The sequence below is a fragment of the Sphingopyxis panaciterrulae genome, assembly GCF_014199295.1.
Classification (GTDB): Bacteria; Pseudomonadota; Alphaproteobacteria; order Sphingomonadales; family Sphingomonadaceae; genus Sphingopyxis; species Sphingopyxis panaciterrulae.
In genome coordinates this window covers 290,726-312,324 of the sequence record NZ_JACIJH010000003.1, presented here as the reverse complement: position 1 = coordinate 312,324, position 21,599 = coordinate 290,726, and the positions used below count along the sequence as shown (strand labels likewise).

Here is a 21,599-nt window from a genome sequence, read left to right as displayed (position 1 = left end):
GTCCGGGCCTGCATCATTATCAGGGAGGCTATTATGAAGAGTTTCATCGGCATCACCACAACCGCCGCCTTGCTCGCCGCCGCCAGCGCGCCGGCCATGGCCAAGGAAGAGGCGGTTGCGCTCACCAAATGCGACAGCAGCCATGGCACCATCGCGATCGTCGATGGCGACACGCAGGGATGGTCCGAATATGGGCTGGGTTCCCCGCGCGAGCTGATCAATTCGCTGGCGATCGATTCGGGCTGCTTTACCCCGCACAGCGCGGCAAGCGGCGCGCCCGCCGATTTCCTGATGAACGTCGTCGCGGGCGATTCCGAAGAGGTCGACAAGTCGATCGAGATGGCCAAATCGGCGGCGGTCGAAGGGCTGGTCCGTTCGGGCGCGGCGAGCAGCATCGTGTCGAAAGTGCCGATCGGCGGCGCGCTGTTCGGCGCATTCGGCGGCCTTGGCGGCAAGAAAAAGCGCGTGGCGGCGGGGATCAAGCTGATCAGCCCGGCCACCGGCCAGACGATCGTCACCGGATCGGGCGAGGTGAAGAAGAGCACGCTCAGCTTTGGCGGCAGCAATGCCTGGATCGCGGGCGCCGAGGCCGCGGGCTATGGCGCCAGCAAGGATGGCAAGATGCTGGTCGAGGCCTTTATCAAGGCGTTCAACAGCGTGTCGGGGCAGGGGGCCGTCTTCGCCTCGCTGCCCAAGGCAAAGCCCGCGCTCGCCGCCGCGCCGACCGCCGCCGGCACGGTTGTCGCCGTCGATACGGTGCTGCGCGCCGGGCCGGCCGACGGTGCGGCCGAAGTCCGCGCGCTGCGTGCGGGAACGCAGCTGACCCCGGTGGGTGGGCGCAACGGCCTGTTCATCGAGGTGCAGGATCGTTATGGCACCAAGGGCTGGGTGTCGGTTGAAGATCTTGGCTGACCGTCCGGCTTGCCCCGGCTTCGGGCCTGTGCCACAGAAGCCGGGGTCGCGTTTCCTAAGGGGGGATTGCAGCGTCAACAGCATGGAAACGCTGAAGATCCTGTATGTCGAAGATGACCAGCGCGCCGCTGGCGAGTTTCAGGAACTCGCGGCCGTGCGCGGGGACGTGGTGGCGTGGGAACGCACCGGCTCGGGCGGCTTGCTGCGCGCGGGCATGGAGCAGTTCGACGTCATTATACTCGACCGGATGCTGGGCGACCTCGACGGGCTGACGATCCTCAGACGATTGCGCGAAAGCGGCGTCGGGACGCCGGTGCTGATGCTTTCCGCGCTCGGGCGGACCAGCGACCGGGCCGAAGGACTGGACGCCGGCGCCGACGATTATCTCGCCAAGCCTTTCGAACCCGAAGAGTTGATGGCGCGGCTCCGCGCGCTCTGCCGCCGCGCCTCGGGCCGCGAGCATAGCGCGGTGATCCTCTATGGCGCGTTCGAATGCCATGTGAAGGCGCGGACCGCCTTTCGCCAGAACCGGCACCTACCGCTCAGCCCGCGCGAGTTCGGACTGTTCCGCTATTTCATGGAAAATGCGGGCGAGGTGGTGACGCGCGAGATGCTGCTGCGCGACGTGTGGAACATGTGTTTCGACCCGCAGACCAATGTCGTCGACGTCAATGTCGGACGGTTGCGCCGCAAGCTGGAGGAGGGTTTTGCGACCCCGGCGCTCGAAACGATCTGGGGGTCGGGCTACCGCCTGCTCGACGGGCGCTGACATGGCCGTGCGCCGGTCCATCTTTTCGCGGATTGTCGCGCTGGCGATCCTGTTGTCGCTGGCGCTGGTGTCAGGGCTGTGGGTGCTGACCGACCAGACGATCCGCGTGACGCTGGAAGGGTCGGCGCGCAAGGCGGTCGATGTCGATCTTGCCGGCCTTGCCGACATCCACGCCTCTAGCGGGCGCGAGGAGCTGGAGAGGCGCATCCGCGATCGTCTTGCGATCACGCCTGTCGATGGCGCAGCGCCCCATTATTTGCTCGCCGATGCCAATGGTGCGCGGATCGTCGGCGACATTGCGGCCTGGCCCAAGCTCGACGCCGATATTTCGGAAAGCGGGACGATCCGGATCGGCAAAGGCACCACCGCCTTCGCTCGCGCGACCCGGCTGGGACCCGACCTGCAACTGATCGTCGCGCGCGAGCCGGCGGATGGCGGTGCGTTGCTGCGCCGGGTGATGCTGGTGTTCCTTGCCGGCGGAGCGCTGTTCATGGCGCTTGTCGGCGGCCTTGGCCGCCTTGCCGCCGGACGGCTGCACTGGCGGATAGAGCGGATCAACGATGCCTTTCGCGATCCAGAAGAGGGGCGCCTGCCCCCACCGGGCGGATCGAGCAAAGGGGACGAGATCGACGAGCTGACCGCGCATAGCGTGGCGGCGATTGCGCGGCAAAAACGGCTGATCGAGGCTTATCGCGAAACCTCTGACCAGGTGGCGCACGAGATACGAACCCCGCTGATGCATCTCGATGGACGGCTCACCAAGGCGCTGGCGGCGGGCACCGACGAACCGATTACGACGCATCTGATTGGCGCGCGGACCGATATCAAACGGCTGGTCGCCATGCTCGAATCGCTGCTCGATATCGCCGCGAGCAAGGCGCGGCAGGGCGATCGCCATGGCTTGCGCCCCGTCGATCTCAGCGATCTGGTGACACGCATATGCGAGCTTTACGCCGACAGCGCAGAGGAATCGGGGCATGATTTCGGCTGGACGGTCGAACCCGGTGTGATTTTCAGAGGCGAGGAAGTTCAGCTCAGCCAACTGGTCACCAACTTGCTCGACAATGCGTTCAAATATGTGCCCGCAGGCGGGCGCGTGCGCCTGTCGCTGGCCAGCGGGCCGGTGCTGGCGGTCGAGGACGACGGGCCCGGAGTGCCGGAGGGCGATCGCGAAAAAATCTTCGACCGCTTCTATCGCAGCCGCGCGACCGAGGCCGATTTGCCCGGCAGCGGCTTGGGACTGGCGCTGGCGCGGGCGATCGCGGAACGTCATGAACTGACCATCGGGCTCGATCCGTCCGCCAAGGGCGCGCGCTTCGTCATAAGGGGAGAAGGATGATGAAGGGACATCGGAACGGCGCGCTGGCCGCGGCGGGCAGCGTCCTGTTGCTCGCCGGATGCGCGGCGCATTCGGCCCCCGCGTCGATGGTCGATGCCTCGCGCGCCAGCCGGCTGGCGGGAGAGCTGGCTGCGGCCGAAGCGGCCTTCGACGCGGGCGACGACAAGGCGCTCGCCGCGGCCGTCATGCGCATCGACCGGCGCAGCGCCCGCCCGCTAGACACCGGGAGAGAGGATCTGCTGCCGTTCTGGCGCGACCGGGTGCGCGATGCGGTCCCGCCGCTGCGCGGCCGCGCGCTCGGCCCCGGCTATGTTCGCGGCACGCTGGCGCCGGGCGCGGCGACCAGCATGATGCAGCTTTTCCTGTCGGGACAACCTGCGACGATCGCCGCCAATTCGAACCCGTCGAAGGGCCTCAGGCTCAAGATATATGAAGCCGACGGCAAGCTGGTGTGCGACCGGCGCCCCGCTCAGAGCGGCGATTGCCGCTTTACCCCGGTGTTCACCCAGCGCTATCGCATTGAATTGTCGAACGGCGGCGCGGGGAGCGCCCGCTATTATCTGGTGATCGATTGATGAAGGTCCAGGCGGGCCGGCAACGAACGTTGGGGGAGGACGGATGAGCGGGACAAGGATCGGACTGCTGCTCGCGGTCGGGATGGGGCTGCTGGCGGCGCCGGTGGCGGCGCAACCCTCGGCGGTCGATCGCACCCGGCTCGACGCGCTGATCGCCCAGATCGAGAAGGCCGAACCTGAGGCCGATCAAGCCGCCTATCGTGCGCTGGCCGACGAAACGCTGGCCGAAGCGCGTCGCCTCTATCCCGCCGGTCATCCGGAGGTCGCGGCTCGTGAAATCTACGTCGCGCTATCGCTCGCCTCGTCGGGGGAGATGGACCCCGCGCTGGCTATCGTCGACCGTGTGCTGCCGAAGCTCGAAGAACAGGTGGGCTATCGTCAGGCGTGGCGCAACGCGCTTGGCGCGCGCGCCTATATCCTCAATTTCAAGGCCGATCACGCCGCAGCGCTGGCGATCAACGAGCGGCTCGTCGCCGATTATGCGGCCGATCCGCAGTCCCCGAAGTTCGACCATGCGGTGATCCTGTCGAACTTGGCCGCCTCCTATCTGGAGCATGGCCGGCTCGACGACGCGCTCGATCGCAATGCGCAGGCGATCGAGATGGGCCTCGCCATCGATCCCGTCCCGCCCGCCGTCGCCGTGTGGAGCGCCAACCGCATCGTCTATCTCTATACGTCGGGGCGGACAGAGGAGGCGATCGAGACAGCGCAAGGATCGCTCGCCCGCGTCGGCGGCGCGCTGGGCGCCGACCATCCGATGATGGCGAACCTCTATGCCAATCTGGGCGCGATCTTCTATCGCCTGAACCGTCCGAACGATGCGATGCCGATGATCCGCCGTGCCTTCGAACTGACCGAGCAGGCGACGGGCGGACCGAACCAGAACAGCGCCGCGATGCGGGTGCAATATGCGCAGGCGATGACACGCGCCGGCCAATATGAAGGCGCCATCGCTTTCCTCGATGCCGCGACACCGATCATCGACGCGCAGCTTGGCGCCGAAAGCGACCGCGCGCTCGCCGCGCGCGATACGCGGCTGGTCGCGCTGCTCGGCGCGGGGCGTGGCGCGGAGGCGGAGGTGCTGGCGCGCGATCTGCTGGCGATCCGCGACGCGCGCCTGCCCGAGGGGCATCGCGACCGCGCCAATGCACGCGACAATCTGGCGAAGGCGGCGCTGGCCAACGGCGACTGGGCGGCCGCCGAACAGGCGGCCGCCCAGTCGGTGGCGCTGCGCGAGACGCGCATGCCCCCCAGCCATCCCGACCTGCTTCTTGCGCGAGCGTTGTTGCTGCGCGCGCAAGATCGCGGGGACAGCCGCCCGGCGGCCGAACTTGTTGCCGCCGCGCGCGGGCTGTTCGCCGCGCTGACGCTCAACGCCAATCTGGCGCGCGGATCGGCGCAGGCCGAACGGCAGCGGCCCGCCTATGGCTGGCTGGCGGAGATTTTTGCACGCCGCGGCGCGGCCGAAGAAGCATTCGAAACGCAGCAATGGGCGGCGCGGACGGGTCTCGACGATACGCTCGCCATGGCTGAAAGCGAACGCGCAGCGGCAACCGACAGCGACTTGGGGACGAAAGTGGCCGAGCGCCGCCAACTGCTCGCGGCGCGGCAGGGACTCGAAGCGCGCATCGACGCCAATCTCGCACGCCCCGATCCGGCCTTCGACCTTGCCGCCGTCACCGCCGAACTCGATGCCAACCGTCAGGCGATCGCGGCGCTCGACGCCGCGCTTGCGCCTGCCGAGCGCGCACGGCTAGTCTTCACGCCGTCGACATTGAGCGACCTGACGACGGCGGCGTCCGCCGCCGACGAAGCCGCGCTGGTGATTACCGACCTCGGCGGACCGTGGCTTGTTACCGTGGCGTCAGGCGGGCGGACGAAGCAATATCTGCTCGCTGCCGATGCCCCTGTGAATGCGCTGGTCGGGCGGCTTCGCGCGGCGATCGATGATGGCGCTATCGACCGCTTCGATCGCAGGACAGCGGCAGACCTCTATACGCTCCTCGTTCCCGCCGAAACGGCGGCGATACTTCGCCCTGCGCGGCGCCTGTCGGTTGTCGCCAACGGCACGCTCGGTGCGCTGCCGTTCGGCCTCCTTGTGCCCGATGTGCGGCGGGATGATTATCTGATCGACCGCGTCGCGATTCGCCGGCTCGTCCGCGCTCCGCGGCCGGGCGACATGGCGATGGGGAAAGGCGCGGTGAGCCGCGCGCTTGTCGGGCTGGGCGGCGTCGAAGGCGGCAAGGTGGGCGCGCTGATGGCGATGCGTTCGGTCGGAACCGCGCGCGCGATCGACGCGCTTCCGGCCCTGCCCGGCGCGGAGCGCGAACTGGCCGCGTTGGCGGCGGCGATCGGCGCTGACGGATCGCAGCTGCTGATCGGCGCCGACGCGACCGAGGGGCGGCTTCGCGCGACGCCGATCCCCAGCGGCGCGGTGCTGGCTTTCGCCACCCACGGGCTGTTGTCGGGCGAACTCGATGGTCTCGACGAACCGGCGCTGTTGCTGACGCCGGCCGATGGCGACGACGGGCTACTCAAACCCAGCGAGATCGGTGCGCTCGACCTCCCGGCAGGGCTCGTCATCCTGTCCGCTTGCAACAGCGCGGGCGGGGCCGATGCCGACCGCCCGCAATTGTCGGGGCTGGCGCAGGGCTTTTTCCTCGCCGGGGCGGAGCGCGTAATGGCCAGCCACTGGCCGGTGCGCGATGACATTGCCCGGCGGCTGTCGGTCGGTACGGTCAAGGGGCTGGGCCGCGGCGATGACCCGGCGGCCGCGCTGCGCAGCGCGATCCTGTCGGTCCGGCGTGGGACGGATGGAGAGGCGAAAGCCGACCACCCGGCGCTATGGGCGCCGTTCGAGCTGTTTTCACGTTAGGTTTCGTGGACAAAGGCCGCTATTTTGTGATGGTCAGGGCTTATGCGGTCGGCGCCAGGGGGCAGCGCGATCTTGTTGCGCCGGCGCCATCGCTAGGCGAATTTACGATCCGCGTCGGCGACGGCGGCAAGCGTTCGAAAAAATAGGGCATTCCCGCGCGTTCGACCATCGGCAGGTCGCGTACCAACGAGACTGTGACAGCAGCCAGCACGGTGCGGCAATGTATCAGATTGCTGTCGGTTCCTTCCGTCTATGCGCCGCATAGCCGCGCCGGGAACCTCACCGGCATTGGTCGATCGACGTTCTATGAACTCATAGAGGCCGGAGTGTTTGAAACGGTAAAGGTCGGTCGATCGCCTTCATCAGAATTGCCAGCCTCAAGCGCCTCTTCGAGAAGAGTTAGAGAACTGCTTCTCCCCTTCGATCATCACAGGGCGGAATTATGATCGATCGCAGCGGGACAGCCTATTGGTTTCCCGTTTTATCCCCCATTTCGATTCCCATTTTTTATCTTTGACGAATGAGGGTATTAGTGCGGGTACGAGCTGTCACGAGGGAAATAATTTCCTCTATTAACATGATCTTAGAGTGATGATACGGCTCCCGCTACCCTCCACGTCTTCCACCGGTTCCGACCGATGGTTTCCTGACAACCGCTAATCCTCGCCCCGTGCCGACTTGCGAGCCTTTCCCAGCGTCGCAATGATGCCGTGCATCATCCGGATATCGTTGTGCGACCAGCCGGTTTTGGTCAGCGCGGTGCGCAGGGTGCGCAGCGTTGTTGTCGTGCGTTCGGGCGGAAAGAAATAGCCCGCCGCATCGAGGTCGCGGACCAGATGGTCGATCAGATCCTCTAGTTCCTTGTGCGGCGCGGGCGGATCGAGCGGAACATCGGGCGGGCTGGCGAGCGCTTCGCCCTTCGACCATTCATAGGCGAGCAGGATCACCGCCTGCGCGAGGTTCAGCGAGCCGAATTGGGGGTTGATCGGCACCGTGACGATTTCGTGCGCGAGCGCGACATCGTCGCTTTCAAGGCCCGATCGCTCGGGGCCGAAGACATAGGCCGATCGCACCGCCCGCGCATGAACGTCCCGCGCAGCCCCCTCTGGCGTCAGCACCGGCTTGGTCACACCGCGCTTGCGCACCGTGGTCGCATAGATATGCCCGCAATCGGCGACCGCCTCGGCGAGGCTGTCGAACACCACGGCATCGGCGAGCACCACATCGGCACCCGACGCCGCGGGCCCCGCATCGGGATTCGGCCAGCCGTCGCGCGGGGCGACGAGGCGCAGCTCGGTCAGTCCGAAATTGAGCATCGCGCGCGCGGCCTTGCCGATATTCTCGCCGAGTTGCGGTCGGACGAGGACGATGACGGGGGGAGGGGCCTTGCTCACGAGCCGTTCTGGTGCGCCGCTTCGCTGATCGTCGCGGCGAATTCCTCGAAATCCTTGGCCTCGGTGAAGTCGCGATAGACGCTGGCAAAACGGATATAGGCGACATTGTCGAAGCCCTTCAGCGCCTCCATCACCATCGCGCCGATCTGTGATGCCTTGACCTCGTTTTCGCCCGAGGTTTCGAGCTGGCGCTGGATGCCCGAGACGAGCCGTTCGATGCGCGCGCCATCGATCGGACGTTTGCGGCAGGCGATCTGGACACTGCGCATCAGTTTCTCGCGGTCGAAAGGTTCGCGCCCGCCGCCGGCCTTGAGCACGCCGACTTCGCGAAGCTGGATGCGCTCGAAGGTGGTGAAGCGCGCCCCGCAATCCTCGCATTGCCGCCGCCGCCGGATCGCCGCGCCGTCCTCGGTGGGACGGCTGTCCTTCACCTGGCTGTCTTCATGGCCGCAATAGGGACAGCGCATGGATCAGCGACGAACCCGGCCGTAAAGCGCGATCGCGGCGCCCGCGAGCAGGCCGATGGGCCAGCTCACGACAGGCAGCACCGCGCCGGCGACGGCTCCGATGCCGCCGCCGATCAGCACGGGTTTCGTCGAGGGATGGTCCATCCCTTCCTTGCCCATCGCCTTGATTTCCTCGACCGTATCGCCAAGCAATGTTTCGATTCCGGGCTTTGCCATCGGTCAGCCTCCATAGATGGGGAAGCGCTCGCACAGCGCGCGGACGCGGCGGCGCACATCGGCCTCGACGTCGGCGTCGCCATGCTCGCCCTTGTCGCGCAGCGCTTCCAGAACGTCGGCGACCATATCGCCGATCTCCTCGAATTCGGCGATGCCGAAGCCGCGGGTGGTGCCGGCGGGCGAGCCGACGCGGATGCCGCTGGTCTTGATCGGCGGCAGCGGGTCGAAGGGAATGCCATTCTTGTTGCAGGTGATCGCGCTGCGTTCGAGCGCCTCGTCGGCGTCGCGGCCGGTGACGCCGAGCGGACGCAGGTCGATGAGCGCGAGGTGGGTATCGGTGCCGCCCGCGACGACATCGGCGCCGCGCGCCTTCAGCCGGTTCGCGAGTGCCTGCGCGTTAGCGATCGTCGCCTTCGCATAGGTCTTGAACTCAGGACGCAGCGCCTCGCCGAAGGCGACCGCCTTCGCGGCGATGACGTGCATCAGCGGGCCGCCCTGCAGGCCGGGGAAGACGGCCGAGTTGATGCGCTTGGCGATCGCCTCGTCATTGGTCAGCACCATGCCGCCGCGCGGGCCGCGCAGCGTCTTGTGCGTCGTCGTGGTCACGACATGCGCGTGCGGCAGCGGCGAGGGATGCGCGCCGCCCGCGACCAGCCCGGCGAAATGCGCCATGTCGACCATCAGCAGCGCGCCGACGTCGTCGGCGATCGCACGGAAGCGCGCGAAGTCGAGCGTGCGCGGATAGGCCGACCCGCCCGCGATGATGAGGGCGGGGCGATGCTCTTTCGCCAGCGCCTCGACCTGGTCGAAATCGACCAGATGATCGTCGGCGCGCACGCCGTACTGCACCGCATTGAACCATTTGCCCGACATCGCCGGCGCCGCGCCGTGGGTCAGGTGGCCGCCGGCGTCGAGGCTCATGCCGAGGATGGTCGCGCCAGGCTTGGTCAGCGCCAGCATCACCGCGCCGTTCGCCTGCGCGCCCGAATGCGGCTGGACGTTGGCGAAACCGCAGTCGAACAAGGCCTTGGCGCGGTCGATGGCGAGTTGCTCCACCTCGTCAGACGGCGCGCAACCCTGATAATAGCGGCGACCCGGATAACCCTCGGCATATTTGTTGGTGAAGACCGATCCCTGCGCTTCGAGGACCGCTTTCGAGACGATATTCTCGCTCGCGATCAGCTCGATCTGATATTGCTCGCGTTCGAGTTCATGCTTCATCGCCGCCGCGACCGCGGGGTCGACGGTGCCGACGCTGTCGGTGAAATAGCCGGCCGATTTGATGGGCTTGTCGAGCGTGTCTGTGGTCATCGGCTGGTCTCCAGTTGGGCCAAATTGAACGGGGGCTTGGAAAGCTTTTCGACGCGGCGCACGTGGCGGTCGCCGGCGAAATCGGTGGCGAGGAAGGCGGTGATGCACGCCTTGGCCATGTCGATGCCGGTCAGCCGCGCGCCCATCGCGACGACGTTGGCGTCATTATGTTCGCGCGCCAGCTTCGCCGACAGCGGCTCGGACACGAGCGCGCAGCGGCACGCGGGGTTGCGATTGACCGAGATCGAAATGCCGATCCCCGATCCGCACAGCGCGACGCCGCGTTCGGCGCTGCCGCTCGCGATCGCTTCGGCCAGGCGGTATCCGTAATCGGGATAATCGACGCTGTCCGGGCCGTCGGTGCCGAGGTCGGCGACCTCGTGCCCCTCGCCGCGCAGCCAGTCGGCGAGCAGCACCTTCAGTTCATAGGCGGCATGATCGGAGGCGATGGCGATGCGCATGGCGCGTCTCCTGCGGCGAAGAAGGAATCGATGCGCGCGCTTTAGGCGAAGTCGCCTGAATTGACCATAAGCGAGGTGGCAAATTTGTGACGCGGGCGATACAGCCGCCGCATGTCCGACACGATCATGTCCCTGCTCATGCTCGCCGCGGTCGCCCTGACCGGCGGCGCTGTCTACATCTTTCGCACCGGCGATCGCCGCCGCGCGCTGCTGATGTTCGTCGCGGCGCTGGTGATGTTCGCCAATGTGGTGATCTGGCTGGTGCCGACGAAGTGACCGTCGCCCCCGCGAAGGCGGGGGCCGCCGGAGGTTTACGCATCGCTGCCGGATAGGGCCGACAGCGGCCCCCGCCTTCGCGGGGGCGATGGTCTTTCCTCAGCGGATCGGCGAATCCGGTGCCAGCCGCATGTCCAGATAATTGTCGAGCGACTTCATCAACTGGTCGAGCTCATGCTCGAAGAAATGGTTCGCGCGTGGAATCTCGTCGTGATGGATGGTGATGCCCTTCTGCGTGCGCAGCTTATCGACGAGCTTCTGGATCGCGCTCGGCGGCACGATCTCATCGGAGCCGCCCGCGACGATGATCCCCGACGAGGGGCAGGGCGCGAGGAAGCTGAAATCATACATGTTCGCCGGCGGCGCGACCGACAGGAAGCCGCGGATCTCGGGCCGCCGCATCAGAAGCTGCATGCCGATCCACGCGCCGAAGCTGAAGCCCGCGACCCAGGTCGTCTGCGCCTCGGGATGGATCGACTGCACCCAGTCGAGCGCCGACGCGGCGTCGCTCAGCTCGCCGATGCCGTTGTCGAACGTCCCCTGGCTGCGCCCGACGCCGCGGAAGTTGAAGCGCAATGTCGCGAAGCCGCGCGCGACGAAGCTCTTGTACATCGCCTGGGTGATGCGGTCGTTCATCGTGCCGCCGCCCTGCGGGTGCGGGTGCAGGATCAGCGCAACCGGCGCGCGCGGACGCGGCGGGGGAGAGAAACGGCCTTCTATGCGGCCCTCGGGGCCGGGGAAAATGACGTCGGGCATGGGCGCACCTTCATGGGTCTGGAACTTGCCACCGATTCGCTGGGAGACGGGGTGACGGAGCGGAAGCGGCGCCTATATAGAAAATGGGTGGCAAGTTGCAACTTTTGCAAATGACTCGCAATAAGTGGATTGTTGCCCTTCACCCGTCACCCCGGACTTGATCCGGGGTCCCGCTTTCCCAGGTCGCTGAGCGGGACCCCGGATCAAGTCCGGGGTGACGAGGATGGAGAGATGAAAGAGCAAAGGCTGGCGGAATGATCTACCTCGACTATCAGGCCACCACGCCGCTCGCCCCCGAAGCGCGCGAGGCGATGCTGCGCTGGCTGGCGGGACCGGGGGACGGCTTCGCCAACCCGTCGAGCACCCACAAGGCCGGCCGCGCCGCCGCCGCCGCGGTCGAGGTCGCCCGCGACCAGGTCGCGGCGCTGCTCCCGAGGGGGGGGCGGGTCTTCTTTACTTCGGGCGCGACCGAGGCGCTTAACTGGGCGCTGTTTCGCGGCGCCGAAGCGAAGCCGGGCGGGGTCGCGGGGCTCAGCATCGAACATGCGGCGTCGCTGCAATGCCTCGAACGGCTGAACGCCGCGATCCTTCCGGTCGATGGCGACGGTCTCGCGCTGCCGCCCGACGCGGCGCTGATCCCCGAGGGCGGCATCGTGGGGGCAATGCTGGTCAACAACGAGGTCGGGACGATCCAGCCCGTCGCCGATTTCGCCGCCGCGGCCCATGCGAAAAACAGCCTGCTGCTCTGCGACGCGGTGCAGGGCTATGGCCGCGTCGCCATCCCCGACGGCCCCGACCTGATCGCGCTGTCGGCGCACAAGATCCACGGACCGAAAGGGATCGGCGCGCTATGGGTGCGCGACGGCGTCAACCTCGAGCCGCTGATGCTCGGCGGCGCGCAGGAACAGGGGATGCGTTCCGGTACCGTCTCCCCGGCTCTGTGCGCGGGGTTCGGTGCCGCCGCGGCGCTTGCCGCCGAGCGCTTCGACGCCGACGCCGCGCATGTCGAGCGACTGTGGTCGCTGGCGAGGGACATGCTGCCCGAATGGAATCTCAACGGCGCGGCGAACCCGCGCTACCACGGCAATCTCAACGTCCGGCGCGAGGGCGTGAACGCGCTGCGCCTGATGTCCGACGCCCGCGATGTCGCCTTCTCGCTCGGTAGCGCCTGCGGCAGCGGATCGGGCAAGGTCAGCCATGTACTCCGCGCGATGGGCGTCAGCGAGGCCGACGCGCGCGCTTCGATCCGCCTTGGCTGGGGGCGCTATACGAGCGAAACGGAGTTGCGCGACGGGCTGACCGCGATCAAGAACGCGACAAGGCTGCAGGGGGTCAATTGATGCGCGTCACCTTCGTTCACGCCGACGGCAAGGGACGCACCGAGGCGCAGGCAAACCCCGGCGACGTCCTGCTCGACGTCGCGCAGGCGCATCTGATGCCGCTCGAAGGCACCTGCGAAGGCCAGATGGCCTGTTCGACCTGCCATGTCATCGTCGCGCGCGATGATTTCGACCGCCTACCGCCCGCCAGCGAAGAGGAAGAGGACATGCTCGACCTCGCCGCCGGCGCGCGCCGCACCAGCCGCCTGTCGTGCCAGATCGTGCTGACTGAGGACCTGGACGGGCTGACGGTGCATATCCCGGCGGAGAGCCGCAACATGCAGGGGCCGCGGTAAACGCTCGACCGAGCCGCGGTTCAAATCGTTCGCACACAGATTCGAAGCCACAAAGAATGATTCAAAGGCCGTTTGCCCTGAGCATGCCGAACGGCTGTTCTTTCCTACGGCGCGGCAAGAAGAACGGTGCTTCGACAAGCTCAGCGCGAACGGCTTTAGATAAACCCCAACTTTGTGGCTTCGTATCTTTGTGCGAAACAAAATGGAGCAACGAGCGAAGGCTGGATGGCCGAAACGGTTTGCACCTCGATCACTTGCATTTCCCCGCCGCCCCCGCCATATGCGCGGCGGGAGTCGGGCGGACGCAGTCTTCGCCAACCCGGTCAGGTCCGGAAGGAAGCAGCCGCAACGAATTCGCTGCGGGTCGTTCCGGCTCCCACCTCCAAACCAGCTTTTGTCGCATCGTCACCCCGGACTTGATCCGGGGTCCCGATTGTCACCGCCGCTGAGCGGGACCCGGATCAAGTCCGGGGTGACGATGTGTGGGCCTCGACCGCCGCATTCCCCTTCGACAAGCGCTTCCACCGCCCCTAAGACGAAACTCATGAGCGATTCCGACGTCGACGACGATACCCCGATGCTGGGAATGGACCTGCCGGAGGCCGCGCCGGCGGTAGCGGCATCCGCCGGTCCTTACCGCGTCCTCGCCCGCAAATATCGCCCACAGACCTTTGCCGAGCTGATCGGGCAGGATGCGATGGTGAAGACGCTCGGCAACGCGATCGCGCGCGACCGGTTGGCGCACGCCTTCCTGATGACCGGGGTGCGCGGGGTCGGCAAGACCTCGACCGCGCGGCTGATCGCCAAGGCGCTGAACTGCATCGGCCCCGACGGGCAGGGCGGGCCGACGATCGACCCGTGCGGCGTGTGCGAGCCGTGCCGCGCGATCACCGAGGGGCGCCATATCGACGTGATCGAGATGGACGCCGCATCGAACACCGGTGTTGACGACGTGCGCGAGATCATCGAGGCGGTGCGCTACGCCGCGGTGTCGGCGCGCTACAAGATATACATCATCGACGAAGTGCACATGTTGTCGCGCAACGCCTTCAATGCGCTTCTGAAAACGCTCGAAGAGCCGCCCCCTCACGTCAAGTTCCTGTTCGCGACGACGGAGGTGAACAAGGTACCGGTGACGGTGCTGTCGCGCTGCCAGCGCTTCGACCTCCGCCGTATCACTCCCGACATGCTGTTCGCGCATTTCAGCGCCATCCTGCAAAAGGAAGGCGTCGAGGCCGAGGCGCCGGCGATCTGGCTGATCGCGGCGGCAGCCGAGGGCTCGGTGCGCGACGGTCTGTCGATTCTCGACCAGGCGATCGCCCACGCCGATCTGGATGGCGGCGGCAGGATCGGAGCCGACCAGGTGCGCGCGATGCTCGGCCTGTCCGACCGGTCGGCGATCGCGCAATTGATGGCGGCGATCCTCGAAGGCGACAGCGGCGGCGCGATCGACCTCGCGCGCGCCCAATATGCGCTGGGGATCGAGCCGGTCGCGATGGTGCGCGGGCTGATGGACCTGACCCATGCGATCACCCTCGCCAAGGTTTCGCGCCACGACGATCCCGCGCTGGCCGAGGCCGACCGCGAGCGGATCGGCGACTGGGCGCAGAAGCTGGGCTTTGCGCCGCTCAACCGCCTCTGGCAGTTGTTGCTCAAGGGGCATGATGAGGTGTTGCGCGCGAACAATCCGCTCGAACATCTCGAAATGCTACTGCTGCGCGTGATCTATGCCGCGTCGCTTCCCGATCCCGGCGAACTGGCGAAGTTGCTCGAGTCGGGCGGGGTTGCGGCGGTGCCGCTCGCTCCCGCGCCCGCCGCCCCTCCGGACGGAGCGGAGCAGGCGTCCGCCGCGCCGGAAGCGTCCGCCGCCACCGCGCTCACCGTCGCACAGATTCACCAGCTCCTCGAAAGCGCCGGACATCATCAGCTTGCGCGGCAGGTCTATGACGATGTCAAGGTCGTGACGCTCGAACCGGGGGTGTTGGTCTTTGCGCCGTCGCCGGCGCTGGGCGAAGGCTTCGCGCGCGGGCTGTCCGAGGCGCTGTTCGCCGCGACCGGCTCCCGCTGGCAGGCCCGCGCCGGCGAGGGCGAGGCGCGGCCGAGCCTCAAGGACATCCGCGATGCCCGCGCGGCGGACGACGACGCGCGAATCCGCGAACTGCCGGTCGTGAAGGCCGCTCTGGCCGCTTTTCCCGATGCCGAGCTTGAACGGCCCGGCGACAATCGCCATAGGACGCACCCATGAAATCGATCGAAGACATGATGAAGGCGGCACAAGAAGCTGCCGCTACCGTGCAAGCCCAGATGGAGGAGGCGCAGGCGAAACTCGACGCGGTCGAGGTCGAGGGCGTCTCGGGCGGCGGCCTCGTGAAGATTCGCGCCTCGGCGAAAGGGCGCATCAAGGCGATCGCCATTGACGACAGCCTGATGGTCCCGGCCGAAAAGCAGATGCTCGAGGACCTGCTTGCCGCCGCCTTCAACGACGCGCGCGACAAGGCCGACCGCGTCAGCAACGAGGAAATGGGCAAGATGACCAGCGGCCTGCCGCTGCCGCCGGGCTTCAAGCTGCCGTTTTGACGTTCGTCGCCCCGGCGAAAGCCGGGGTCGCTGGCGGCCTGCTCCAGATCGCCGAGGAGGGCGATGGCGACCCTTGCCTTCGCGGGGGCGATGCCCTTCCTCTCCGTTCACCCCGCCGTCATTGAACAGCGCGTAAGTTACGCCATATTAGCGATAACGACCCTATAGACAGGGCGGCGCCTCCGGTCGGACGCGCGCCCAGGAGCCCCGATGACGCATAATTATCCCCTGTTGCCGCTGCGCGACATCGTCGTTTTCCCGCACATGATCGTGCCGCTGTTCGTCGGCCGTGACCGCTCGGTGGCCGCGCTCGAAGCGGCGATGGAAGCCGACAAGGAAATCTTCCTCGTCGCCCAGCTCGACCCCGGCGAGGATGATCCGCAGCGCGACGACCTCTACGACGTCGGCGTGATCGCCACCGTGCTTCAGCTTCTGAAGCTGCCCGACGGCACCGTGCGCGTGCTTGTCGAGGGCAAGGAACGCGCGAAGCTGCTCGGCCTCGAAAGCGAGGACAAGGCGGTGATCGCCCGTGTCGCGCCGATCGCCGACACGCTCGACGACAGCGTCGACACCGCGGCGCTGATGCGCTCGGTCGTCGACCAGTTCGAGTCCTATGCGAAGCTCAACAAGAAGATGCCGGCCGAAACCGCGGTCCAGCTCTCGCAGATCGACGACGCCTCGCGCCTCGCCGATTCGGTTGCCGGCAATCTCAACATCAAGGTCGCAGACAAGCAGGCACTGCTCGTCGAGGATGCTCCCGCGAAGCGGCTGGAGATGGTCTTCGCCTTCATGGAGGGCGAACTCGGCGTGCTCCAGGTCGAAAAGAAGATCCGCGGCCGCGTGAAGCGGCAGATGGAGAAGAGCCAGCGCGAATATTATCTGAACGAACAGTTGAAGGCGATCCAGCGCGAGCTCGGCAACGATAATGGCGAGGGCGGCGACGACATCGCCGAGCTGCAAGCGAAGATCGACAAGCTCAAACTGTCCAAGGAAGCCCGCGCCAAGGCCGAGGCGGAGCTCAAGAAGCTGCGCTCGATGGCGCCGATGTCGGCCGAGGCGACGGTGGTGCGCAACTATCTCGACGCACTGCTCGGCCTGCCCTGGGGCAAGAAATCGAAGCTCAAGAAGGATATCGCGACCGCGCAGGCGGTGCTCGACGACGACCATTATGCGCTCGAAAAGGTCAAGGACCGCATCGTCGAATATCTCGCGGTCCAGGCGCGCACTAACAAGCTGAAGGGGCCGATCCTGTGCCTCGTCGGCCCTCCGGGCGTCGGCAAGACTTCTCTTGGTCGTTCGATCGCCAAGGCGACGGGACGCGAATTCGTGCGCCAGTCGCTGGGCGGCGTGCGCGACGAGGCCGAGATTCGCGGCCACCGCCGTACCTATATCGGCTCGCTGCCGGGCAAGATCGTCACCAACCTGAAAAAGGCAGGGACGATGAACCCGCTCTTCCTGCTCGACGAGATCGACAAGCTCGGTCAGGATTTTCGCGGCGATCCCGCCTCGGCGCTGCTCGAAGTGCTCGATCCCGAACAGAACAGCAAGTTCAACGACCATTATCTGGAGATCGACGTCGACCTCTCCGACGTGATGTTCGTGACGACGGCCAACTCGCTGAACCTGCCGCAACCCCTGCTCGACCGCATGGAGATTATCCGGCTCGAAGGCTATACCGAGGACGAGAAGGTCGAGATCGCCAAGCTCCATCTGATCGCGAAGCAGGTCGAGGCGCATGGGCTGAAGCCGGGCGAGTTCGAACTGACCGACGAAGGACTGCGCGATCTGATCCGCTATTACACGCGCGAGGCGGGCGTCCGCACCCTCGAGCGCGAGATCGCGCGTCTCGCGCGCAAGGCGCTGCGCAAGATTCTGGAAGGCAAAGCGGAAAGCGTCCGCATCACGCCGGAGAATCTGGACGAATTTTCGGGCGTCCGCAAATATCGTCACGGCATCGGCGACCGCGAGGATCAGGTCGGCGCCGTCACCGGTCTCGCATGGACCGAGGTCGGCGGCGAGTTGTTGACCATCGAGGCGGTCACCGCTGCGGGCAAGGGGCAGGTCCGCACCACCGGCAAGCTCGGCGAAGTGATGACCGAGTCGGTGCAGGCCGCGCTGTCCTTCGTGAAGGCGCGCGCGCCGGCCTATGGCATCAAGCCCAGCCTGTTCGCGCGCAAGGACATCCATATCCACCTGCCCGAGGGCGCGGTGCCGAAGGACGGCCCCTCGGCCGGAGTCGGGATGGTCACCGCGATGGTCTCGACGCTCACCGGCATCGCGGTGCGCAAGGATGTCGCGATGACCGGCGAGGTCACGCTGCGCGGCCGCGTGCTTGCGATCGGCGGCCTCAAGGAAAAGCTGCTCGCGGCGCTGCGCGGCGGCATCACGACGGTGCTGATTCCAGAGGAAAATGAAAAGGATCTGGTCGAGATTCCGGCGAACATCACCGGTCAGCTCAAGATCATTCCGGTCAGCCACGTCGACCAGGTGCTCGCCGAGGCGCTGGTCGCCCCGGTCGAGCCGATCGAGTGGACCGAGGCCGACGAACTTGCGGCCTCGCCGCCGCACGGCCCGGGTGCGGACCATGAGTCGGCGATCCGCCACTGACTTCCGATCGCGGTTCTTGCGTCTTTTCGTCGCAAAAACCGCGATTCGGGGCGGTTTTCGCCGTTTTTTGCTTTGACATTGCGGGTCGAAACGGCGTTAGTGGCGCGCCATGGCCCGGCCATGAATCACTTTATCAACCACATACAGGGGTTCCTTAGGCATGAACAAACAAGACCTGATCGCCACCGTCGCTGACTCGAGCGGCCTCACCAAGGGCGACGCGAGCAAGGCGGTCGAAGCCGTTTTCGACGCGATCACCTCGTCGCTGAAGAAGGGCGGCGAAGTCCGTCTCGTCGGTTTCGGGACGTTCTCGGTCAGCAAGCGCAAGGCGTCGACCGGCCGCAACCCGCGCACCGGCGAAACGATGACCATCGCGGCGTCGAATCAGCCGAAGTTCAAGGCCGGCAAAGCCCTGAAGGACGCCTGCAACTAATCGTCAGGCGCCTTTCTGGCGAAAAGCATCCGGGCCGCGGCTTCCACCGCGGCCCGTTTTGCATCGGGCGAAAGCCGATGTACAAAACGCCGTTGCAATCGGCGCCGCAGCGGCTATGGACGTCCGGCTTTCGAACGTCCGCCGCGGCGACATCGTTCGGAACGGGCGCGTAGCTCAGTGGTAGAGCACACCCTTCACACGGGTGGGGTCGCAAGTTCAATCCTTGCCGCGCCCACCATGGCCCCAAAGCCGAGCCCTCGCCGAACGCATCATTCATCGCCTATTCAATGCCTTTGCATTAGGACCGGGGCCATGATCCGCACGCTGACCCTTTCGCTCGCTTCCGCCCTGCTACTCACGGCTGGCACCCCGGCGCTCGCGCGCGGCGATCGAGACCGCGACCAGGAAAATCTGCGCGAGGCGGCGGCACAGGGAAAGGTGATCCCGCTGGGTCGGCTGATCGCCGAGGTCCGCTCGCATCCTCCCTATAGAGACATGACCTATCTCGGCGGTCCCCGCTTCATCGCGGAGCGGATGGTCTATGCGCTGAAATTCATGGACGGCAACCAGGTGGTCGTCGTCTATGTAGACGCGCGGACCGGCCGCATCGTCGGCCGCAAGCCCTGATCCCGGCCTTTCGCGCCGGGCTTCCCACGCAACGACATTTTGCGATGATCGTTCCGACTTGATAGAGACGAACATATGGCCCGGCGCGCCCGCCGGACCGTGCTTGAAAGGCGCCTGAATGCGGATTTTGATTGTCGAAGACGAACCGACGCTGGGGCCCCAGCTCAAGGCCACGCTCGAAGGCAACGGCTATGCCGTCGATCTCGCCACCGATGGCGAGGACGGCCATTTCCTCGGCTCGACCGAGGATTATGACGCCGCGATCCTCGACCTCGGGCTGCCGGAGATCGACGGGCTGACCGTGCTCGACCGCTGGCGCAGGGAAAAGCGCAATTTCCCCGTGCTCGTCCTCACTGCGCGCGATAGCTGGTCGGACAAGGTGGCGGGGCTCGACGCCGGCGCCGACGACTATCTCGCCAAGCCGTTCCAGACCGAGGAACTGATCGCCCGCCTGCGCGCGCTGATCCGCCGCGCCTCGGGCAATGCATCGAGCGAGTTGATCGCGGGCAAGGTCCGTCTCGACACGCGCTCGGGCCGCGTAACGCTCGACGGCCAGCCGGTGAAGCTGACCGCGCAGGAATATAAGCTTCTCTCCTACCTTCTCCACCACAAGGGCAAGGTCGTGTCGCGCACTGAGCTGATCGAGCATATCTACGATCAGGACTTCGACCGCGATTCGAACACGATCGAGGTGTTCGTCACCCGCATCCGCAAGAAGCTGGGCGCCGACATCATCACCACCATCCGCGGTCTCGGCTACCAGCTCGACGATCCGCAGGATTGAGCGCGCCGGCGGTGTCCGACGCTGCGGATCAGACAGACGCCGGCGGCGATCGGACGACCGCGAAGCCGGCGCTGCTGTCGACGCGCATGACCGGCTCGCTGGTGCGGCGCATGATCGCGATCGCCGCGATCTGGATCTCGCTGCTGCTCGTCGGCGGCGGCTTCGCGCTCGACCGGGTGCTGACCGGCGCGATCACGCGCAATTTCGACGGCGGTCTCGAATATGTGCTGATCGCGATGATCCGTTCGTCAGAGATCGGGCCGGATGGAGAGGTGCGCCTGCTCCAGCCGCTCGGCGACCAGCGTTTCCTCGAACCCTATAGCGGCCTTTACTGGCAGATCAGCGGGGAGGGGCAGGAACCCTATCCATCGCGCTCGCTGTGGGAACGGCGGCTCGACATCACCGACCGGCACGACGACCGCGAGGTCCACGTCTACGACAGCCGCCAGTTCCCCGACGAGGAATTGCGGGTGCTGGAACGCGACGTGATGCTGCCGGGCAGCAAGACCAAATGGCGCTTCCAGATCGCGGCGTCGCGCGAATCGCTCGACGAACAGGTGCGCGCGGTGCGCGCGACCCTGATCCCCAGTCTCTTCCTGCTCGGCCTCGGCCTAATCGTGCTCGCCGCGCTCCAGACCGTCTACGGCCTCTGGCCGCTGCGTCACATCCGCCGCGCCATCGCGGCGATGCGCGGCGGGCAGAACAACCGCGTCACCGCGCCGCTGCCGCTCGAGGTGCAGCCGATGGTCGACGAACTCAACGCGCTGCTCGCGCATAACGAGAAACAGGCAGAGGAAGCGCGGCTGCACGCCGGCAACCTCGCCCATGCGCTCAAGACGCCGCTGACCGTGCTGGTGAACAGCGCCACCGGCTCCGACGACCCGCTGGCGGAGACGGTGCGGCGCGAGGCGGCGACGATGCAACGCCAGGTCGAGCACCATCTCGCCCGCGCCCGCGCCATCGGCCGCCGCGGCGCCGCGCAGGCGCGCGCCAATGTCTGGGACAGCGTCGAAAGCGTCTCGCGCGCGGTCGCCGCCCTCTATCCCGACGTGCGTCTCGATGCGACAGGCGACAAGACGCTCGTCGCGCGCGTCGAGCGGCAGGACCTCGACGAATTGGTCGGAAACCTGCTCGAAAACGCGGCCAAATATGGCGGCGGCAGCGTGTTCGTCACCATCGCGCGCGACGGGACGACCGCCGAGATCCAGATCGAGGACGACGGCGTCGGCATCTCCCCCGCAGACCGCGACCGCATCTTCGACCGCGGCGTCCGCCTCGACAGCAACAAGCCCGGCACCGGCCTCGGCCTTGCCATCGTCCGCGACGTCGCCGAAATCTATGGCGGCAGCGTCGCGCTGGAGGAAAGCGAAGATCTCGGAGGCGTGCTGGTGCGATTGAGGCTGCCGGCGGGGTAGACGTTCCTAGGGTGGAGAATGTCCTGCGCTTACGTTCTGGTCATCCCGTCCGATTATCGCGCTTTGGATAAGCGATCCCCCATGATAGCTTCCTGCCGCCGTTTCTGGTTCACCTTTGGGGGAAGGGGGA

22 protein-coding genes, 1 tRNA gene and 1 other RNA gene are annotated in these 21,599 nt (G+C 66.5%); 18 read left to right on the top strand and 6 right to left on the bottom strand.

Going from position 1 to position 21,599, the window contains the following annotated elements; genetic code table 11:
- Positions 1-33 precede the first annotated feature (33 nt).
- The 6 genes from FHR21_RS08095 to FHR21_RS08070 all read left to right on the top strand — a co-directional run bounded on the left by FHR21_RS08095 (position 34) and on the right by FHR21_RS08070 (position 6,616).
- The gene (locus FHR21_RS08095) at positions 34-912 is read left to right on the top strand and encodes an SH3 domain-containing protein (protein WP_184097080.1); all 879 of its coding nucleotides are present in this window, start codon (positions 34-36) and stop codon (positions 910-912) included.
- A gap of 82 nt (positions 913-994) precedes the next feature.
- Positions 995-1,681, top strand: coding sequence for a response regulator transcription factor (locus FHR21_RS08090; RefSeq protein ID WP_184097078.1), 687 nt, complete (start codon positions 995-997; stop codon positions 1,679-1,681).
- Position 1,682: 1 nt separating this feature from the next.
- The gene (locus FHR21_RS08085; protein ID WP_184097077.1) at positions 1,683-3,020 is read left to right on the top strand and encodes a sensor histidine kinase; all 1,338 of its coding nucleotides are present in this window, start codon (positions 1,683-1,685) and stop codon (positions 3,018-3,020) included.
- Positions 3,020-3,595 carry a hypothetical protein gene (locus tag FHR21_RS08080; protein WP_184097075.1) on the top strand — a complete coding sequence of 192 codons (576 nt, stop codon included), beginning with the start codon at positions 3,020-3,022 and terminating at the stop codon, positions 3,593-3,595. The genes FHR21_RS08085 and FHR21_RS08080 overlap by 1 nt, the downstream gene beginning before the upstream one ends.
- A gap of 43 nt (positions 3,596-3,638) precedes the next feature.
- Positions 3,639-6,470 (top strand): CHAT domain-containing tetratricopeptide repeat protein, encoded by a 2,832-nt coding sequence (locus FHR21_RS08075; RefSeq protein WP_184097073.1) that lies wholly within the window; start codon positions 3,639-3,641, stop codon positions 6,468-6,470.
- Between the two features lie 5 nt (positions 6,471-6,475).
- Positions 6,476-6,616, top strand: a complete 141-nt coding sequence (locus tag FHR21_RS08070) for a hypothetical protein (RefSeq protein WP_184097071.1) — start codon at positions 6,476-6,478, stop codon at positions 6,614-6,616.
- Positions 6,617-7,126: 510 nt separating this feature from the next.
- Here FHR21_RS08070 and FHR21_RS08065 read toward each other — a convergent pair.
- The 5 genes from FHR21_RS08065 to rpiB are packed head-to-tail and all read right to left on the bottom strand — an operon-like array spanning position 7,127 to position 10,319.
- Positions 7,127-7,864: a TrmH family RNA methyltransferase gene (locus FHR21_RS08065; RefSeq protein WP_184097069.1), complete on the bottom strand. Its 738-nt coding sequence runs from the start codon at positions 7,862-7,864 to the stop codon at positions 7,127-7,129.
- Positions 7,861-8,331: a transcriptional regulator NrdR gene (gene nrdR / locus FHR21_RS08060; RefSeq protein WP_184097067.1), complete on the bottom strand. Its 471-nt coding sequence runs from the start codon at positions 8,329-8,331 to the stop codon at positions 7,861-7,863. Before nrdR ends, FHR21_RS08065 begins: the two co-directional genes overlap by 4 nt.
- A 3-nt stretch (positions 8,332-8,334) precedes the next feature.
- The gene (locus FHR21_RS08055; RefSeq protein ID WP_184097065.1) at positions 8,335-8,547 is read right to left on the bottom strand and encodes a hypothetical protein; all 213 of its coding nucleotides are present in this window, start codon (positions 8,545-8,547) and stop codon (positions 8,335-8,337) included.
- A gap of 3 nt (positions 8,548-8,550) precedes the next feature.
- Positions 8,551-9,858: a serine hydroxymethyltransferase gene (glyA, locus tag FHR21_RS08050; RefSeq protein ID WP_184097063.1), complete on the bottom strand. Its 1,308-nt coding sequence runs from the start codon at positions 9,856-9,858 to the stop codon at positions 8,551-8,553.
- Positions 9,855-10,319: a ribose 5-phosphate isomerase B gene (gene rpiB / locus FHR21_RS08045; RefSeq protein ID WP_184097061.1), complete on the bottom strand. Its 465-nt coding sequence runs from the start codon at positions 10,317-10,319 to the stop codon at positions 9,855-9,857. Before rpiB ends, glyA begins: the two co-directional genes overlap by 4 nt.
- Positions 10,320-10,430: 111 nt before the next feature.
- Here rpiB and FHR21_RS08040 point away from each other — a divergent pair, with 111 nt between their 5' ends.
- On the top strand, positions 10,431-10,595 hold the full coding sequence (locus FHR21_RS08040; RefSeq protein ID WP_184097059.1) for a hypothetical protein: 165 nt from the start codon (positions 10,431-10,433) through the stop codon (positions 10,593-10,595).
- A gap of 99 nt (positions 10,596-10,694) precedes the next feature.
- On the opposite strand, the gene FHR21_RS08035 is transcribed toward FHR21_RS08040, so the two are convergent.
- Positions 10,695-11,351: an alpha/beta hydrolase gene (locus FHR21_RS08035; protein ID WP_184097057.1), complete on the bottom strand. Its 657-nt coding sequence runs from the start codon at positions 11,349-11,351 to the stop codon at positions 10,695-10,697.
- A gap of 254 nt (positions 11,352-11,605) precedes the next feature.
- Between FHR21_RS08035 and FHR21_RS08030 the strand changes: the two genes are divergently transcribed.
- The 11 genes from FHR21_RS08030 (at position 11,606) to FHR21_RS07980 (ending at position 21,469) form a co-directional block, all read left to right on the top strand.
- Positions 11,606-12,691, top strand: coding sequence for a cysteine desulfurase family protein (locus FHR21_RS08030; RefSeq protein WP_184097055.1), 1,086 nt, complete (start codon positions 11,606-11,608; stop codon positions 12,689-12,691).
- Positions 12,688-13,026, top strand: coding sequence for a 2Fe-2S iron-sulfur cluster-binding protein (locus FHR21_RS08025; RefSeq protein WP_184097053.1), 339 nt, complete (start codon positions 12,688-12,690; stop codon positions 13,024-13,026). The genes FHR21_RS08030 and FHR21_RS08025 overlap by 4 nt, the downstream gene beginning before the upstream one ends.
- A gap of 286 nt (positions 13,027-13,312) precedes the next feature.
- Positions 13,313-13,410, top strand: an RNA gene (gene ffs, locus FHR21_RS08020) — signal recognition particle sRNA small type.
- Positions 13,411-13,612: 202 nt separating this feature from the next.
- Positions 13,613-15,271 (top strand): DNA polymerase III subunit gamma/tau, encoded by a 1,659-nt coding sequence (locus FHR21_RS08015; RefSeq protein WP_246427129.1) that lies wholly within the window; start codon positions 13,613-13,615, stop codon positions 15,269-15,271.
- On the top strand, positions 15,268-15,603 hold the full coding sequence (locus FHR21_RS08010; RefSeq protein WP_184097049.1) for a YbaB/EbfC family nucleoid-associated protein: 336 nt from the start codon (positions 15,268-15,270) through the stop codon (positions 15,601-15,603). The genes FHR21_RS08015 and FHR21_RS08010 overlap by 4 nt, the downstream gene beginning before the upstream one ends.
- A 210-nt stretch (positions 15,604-15,813) precedes the next feature.
- Entirely contained in the window at positions 15,814-18,210 is a 2,397-nt protein-coding gene (lon, locus tag FHR21_RS08005) for an endopeptidase La (RefSeq protein ID WP_184097047.1), read from the top strand.
- A gap of 160 nt (positions 18,211-18,370) precedes the next feature.
- The gene (locus FHR21_RS08000) at positions 18,371-18,643 is read left to right on the top strand and encodes an HU family DNA-binding protein (protein WP_184097045.1); all 273 of its coding nucleotides are present in this window, start codon (positions 18,371-18,373) and stop codon (positions 18,641-18,643) included.
- 163 nt (positions 18,644-18,806) lie between these two features.
- A tRNA-Val gene (locus tag FHR21_RS07995) sits at positions 18,807-18,881 on the top strand.
- A gap of 74 nt (positions 18,882-18,955) precedes the next feature.
- Positions 18,956-19,270 carry a PepSY domain-containing protein gene (locus FHR21_RS07990; protein ID WP_184097043.1) on the top strand — a complete coding sequence of 105 codons (315 nt, stop codon included), beginning with the start codon at positions 18,956-18,958 and terminating at the stop codon, positions 19,268-19,270.
- Between the two features lie 118 nt (positions 19,271-19,388).
- The gene (locus FHR21_RS07985; RefSeq protein WP_184097041.1) at positions 19,389-20,054 is read left to right on the top strand and encodes a response regulator transcription factor; all 666 of its coding nucleotides are present in this window, start codon (positions 19,389-19,391) and stop codon (positions 20,052-20,054) included.
- A gap of 110 nt (positions 20,055-20,164) precedes the next feature.
- Positions 20,165-21,469, top strand: a complete 1,305-nt coding sequence (locus tag FHR21_RS07980) for an ATP-binding protein (protein ID WP_184097176.1) — start codon at positions 20,165-20,167, stop codon at positions 21,467-21,469.
- Positions 21,470-21,599 lie beyond the last annotated feature (130 nt).

Bases quoted from the DNA above. Each gene is read 5' to 3' on its own strand.
- FHR21_RS08095 (WP_184097080.1), top strand. From the start codon at position 34: ATGAAGAGTTTCATCGGCATCACCACAACCGCCGCCTTGCTCGCCGCC.
- FHR21_RS08090 (WP_184097078.1), top strand. From the start codon at position 995: ATGGAAACGCTGAAGATCCTGTATGTCGAAGATGACCAGCGCGCCGCT.
- FHR21_RS08085 (WP_184097077.1), top strand. From the start codon at position 1,683: ATGGCCGTGCGCCGGTCCATCTTTTCGCGGATTGTCGCGCTGGCGATC.
- FHR21_RS08080 (WP_184097075.1), top strand. From the start codon at position 3,020: ATGAAGGGACATCGGAACGGCGCGCTGGCCGCGGCGGGCAGCGTCCTG.
- FHR21_RS08075 (WP_184097073.1), top strand. From the start codon at position 3,639: ATGAGCGGGACAAGGATCGGACTGCTGCTCGCGGTCGGGATGGGGCTG.
- nrdR (WP_184097067.1), bottom strand. From the start codon at position 8,331: ATGCGCTGTCCCTATTGCGGCCATGAAGACAGCCAGGTGAAGGACAGC.
- FHR21_RS08055 (WP_184097065.1), bottom strand. From the start codon at position 8,547: ATGGCAAAGCCCGGAATCGAAACATTGCTTGGCGATACGGTCGAGGAA.
- glyA (WP_184097063.1), bottom strand. From the start codon at position 9,858: ATGACCACAGACACGCTCGACAAGCCCATCAAATCGGCCGGCTATTTC.
- rpiB (WP_184097061.1), bottom strand. From the start codon at position 10,319: ATGCGCATCGCCATCGCCTCCGATCATGCCGCCTATGAACTGAAGGTG.
- FHR21_RS08040 (WP_184097059.1), top strand. From the start codon at position 10,431: ATGTCCGACACGATCATGTCCCTGCTCATGCTCGCCGCGGTCGCCCTG.
- FHR21_RS08035 (WP_184097057.1), bottom strand. From the start codon at position 11,351: ATGCCCGACGTCATTTTCCCCGGCCCCGAGGGCCGCATAGAAGGCCGT.
- FHR21_RS08030 (WP_184097055.1), top strand. From the start codon at position 11,606: ATGATCTACCTCGACTATCAGGCCACCACGCCGCTCGCCCCCGAAGCG.
- FHR21_RS08015 (WP_246427129.1), top strand. From the start codon at position 13,613: ATGGACCTGCCGGAGGCCGCGCCGGCGGTAGCGGCATCCGCCGGTCCT.
- FHR21_RS08010 (WP_184097049.1), top strand. From the start codon at position 15,268: ATGAAATCGATCGAAGACATGATGAAGGCGGCACAAGAAGCTGCCGCT.
- lon (WP_184097047.1), top strand. From the start codon at position 15,814: ATGACGCATAATTATCCCCTGTTGCCGCTGCGCGACATCGTCGTTTTC.
- FHR21_RS08000 (WP_184097045.1), top strand. From the start codon at position 18,371: ATGAACAAACAAGACCTGATCGCCACCGTCGCTGACTCGAGCGGCCTC.
- FHR21_RS07990 (WP_184097043.1), top strand. From the start codon at position 18,956: ATGATCCGCACGCTGACCCTTTCGCTCGCTTCCGCCCTGCTACTCACG.
- FHR21_RS07985 (WP_184097041.1), top strand. From the start codon at position 19,389: ATGCGGATTTTGATTGTCGAAGACGAACCGACGCTGGGGCCCCAGCTC.
- FHR21_RS07980 (WP_184097176.1), top strand. From the start codon at position 20,165: ATGATCGCGATCGCCGCGATCTGGATCTCGCTGCTGCTCGTCGGCGGC.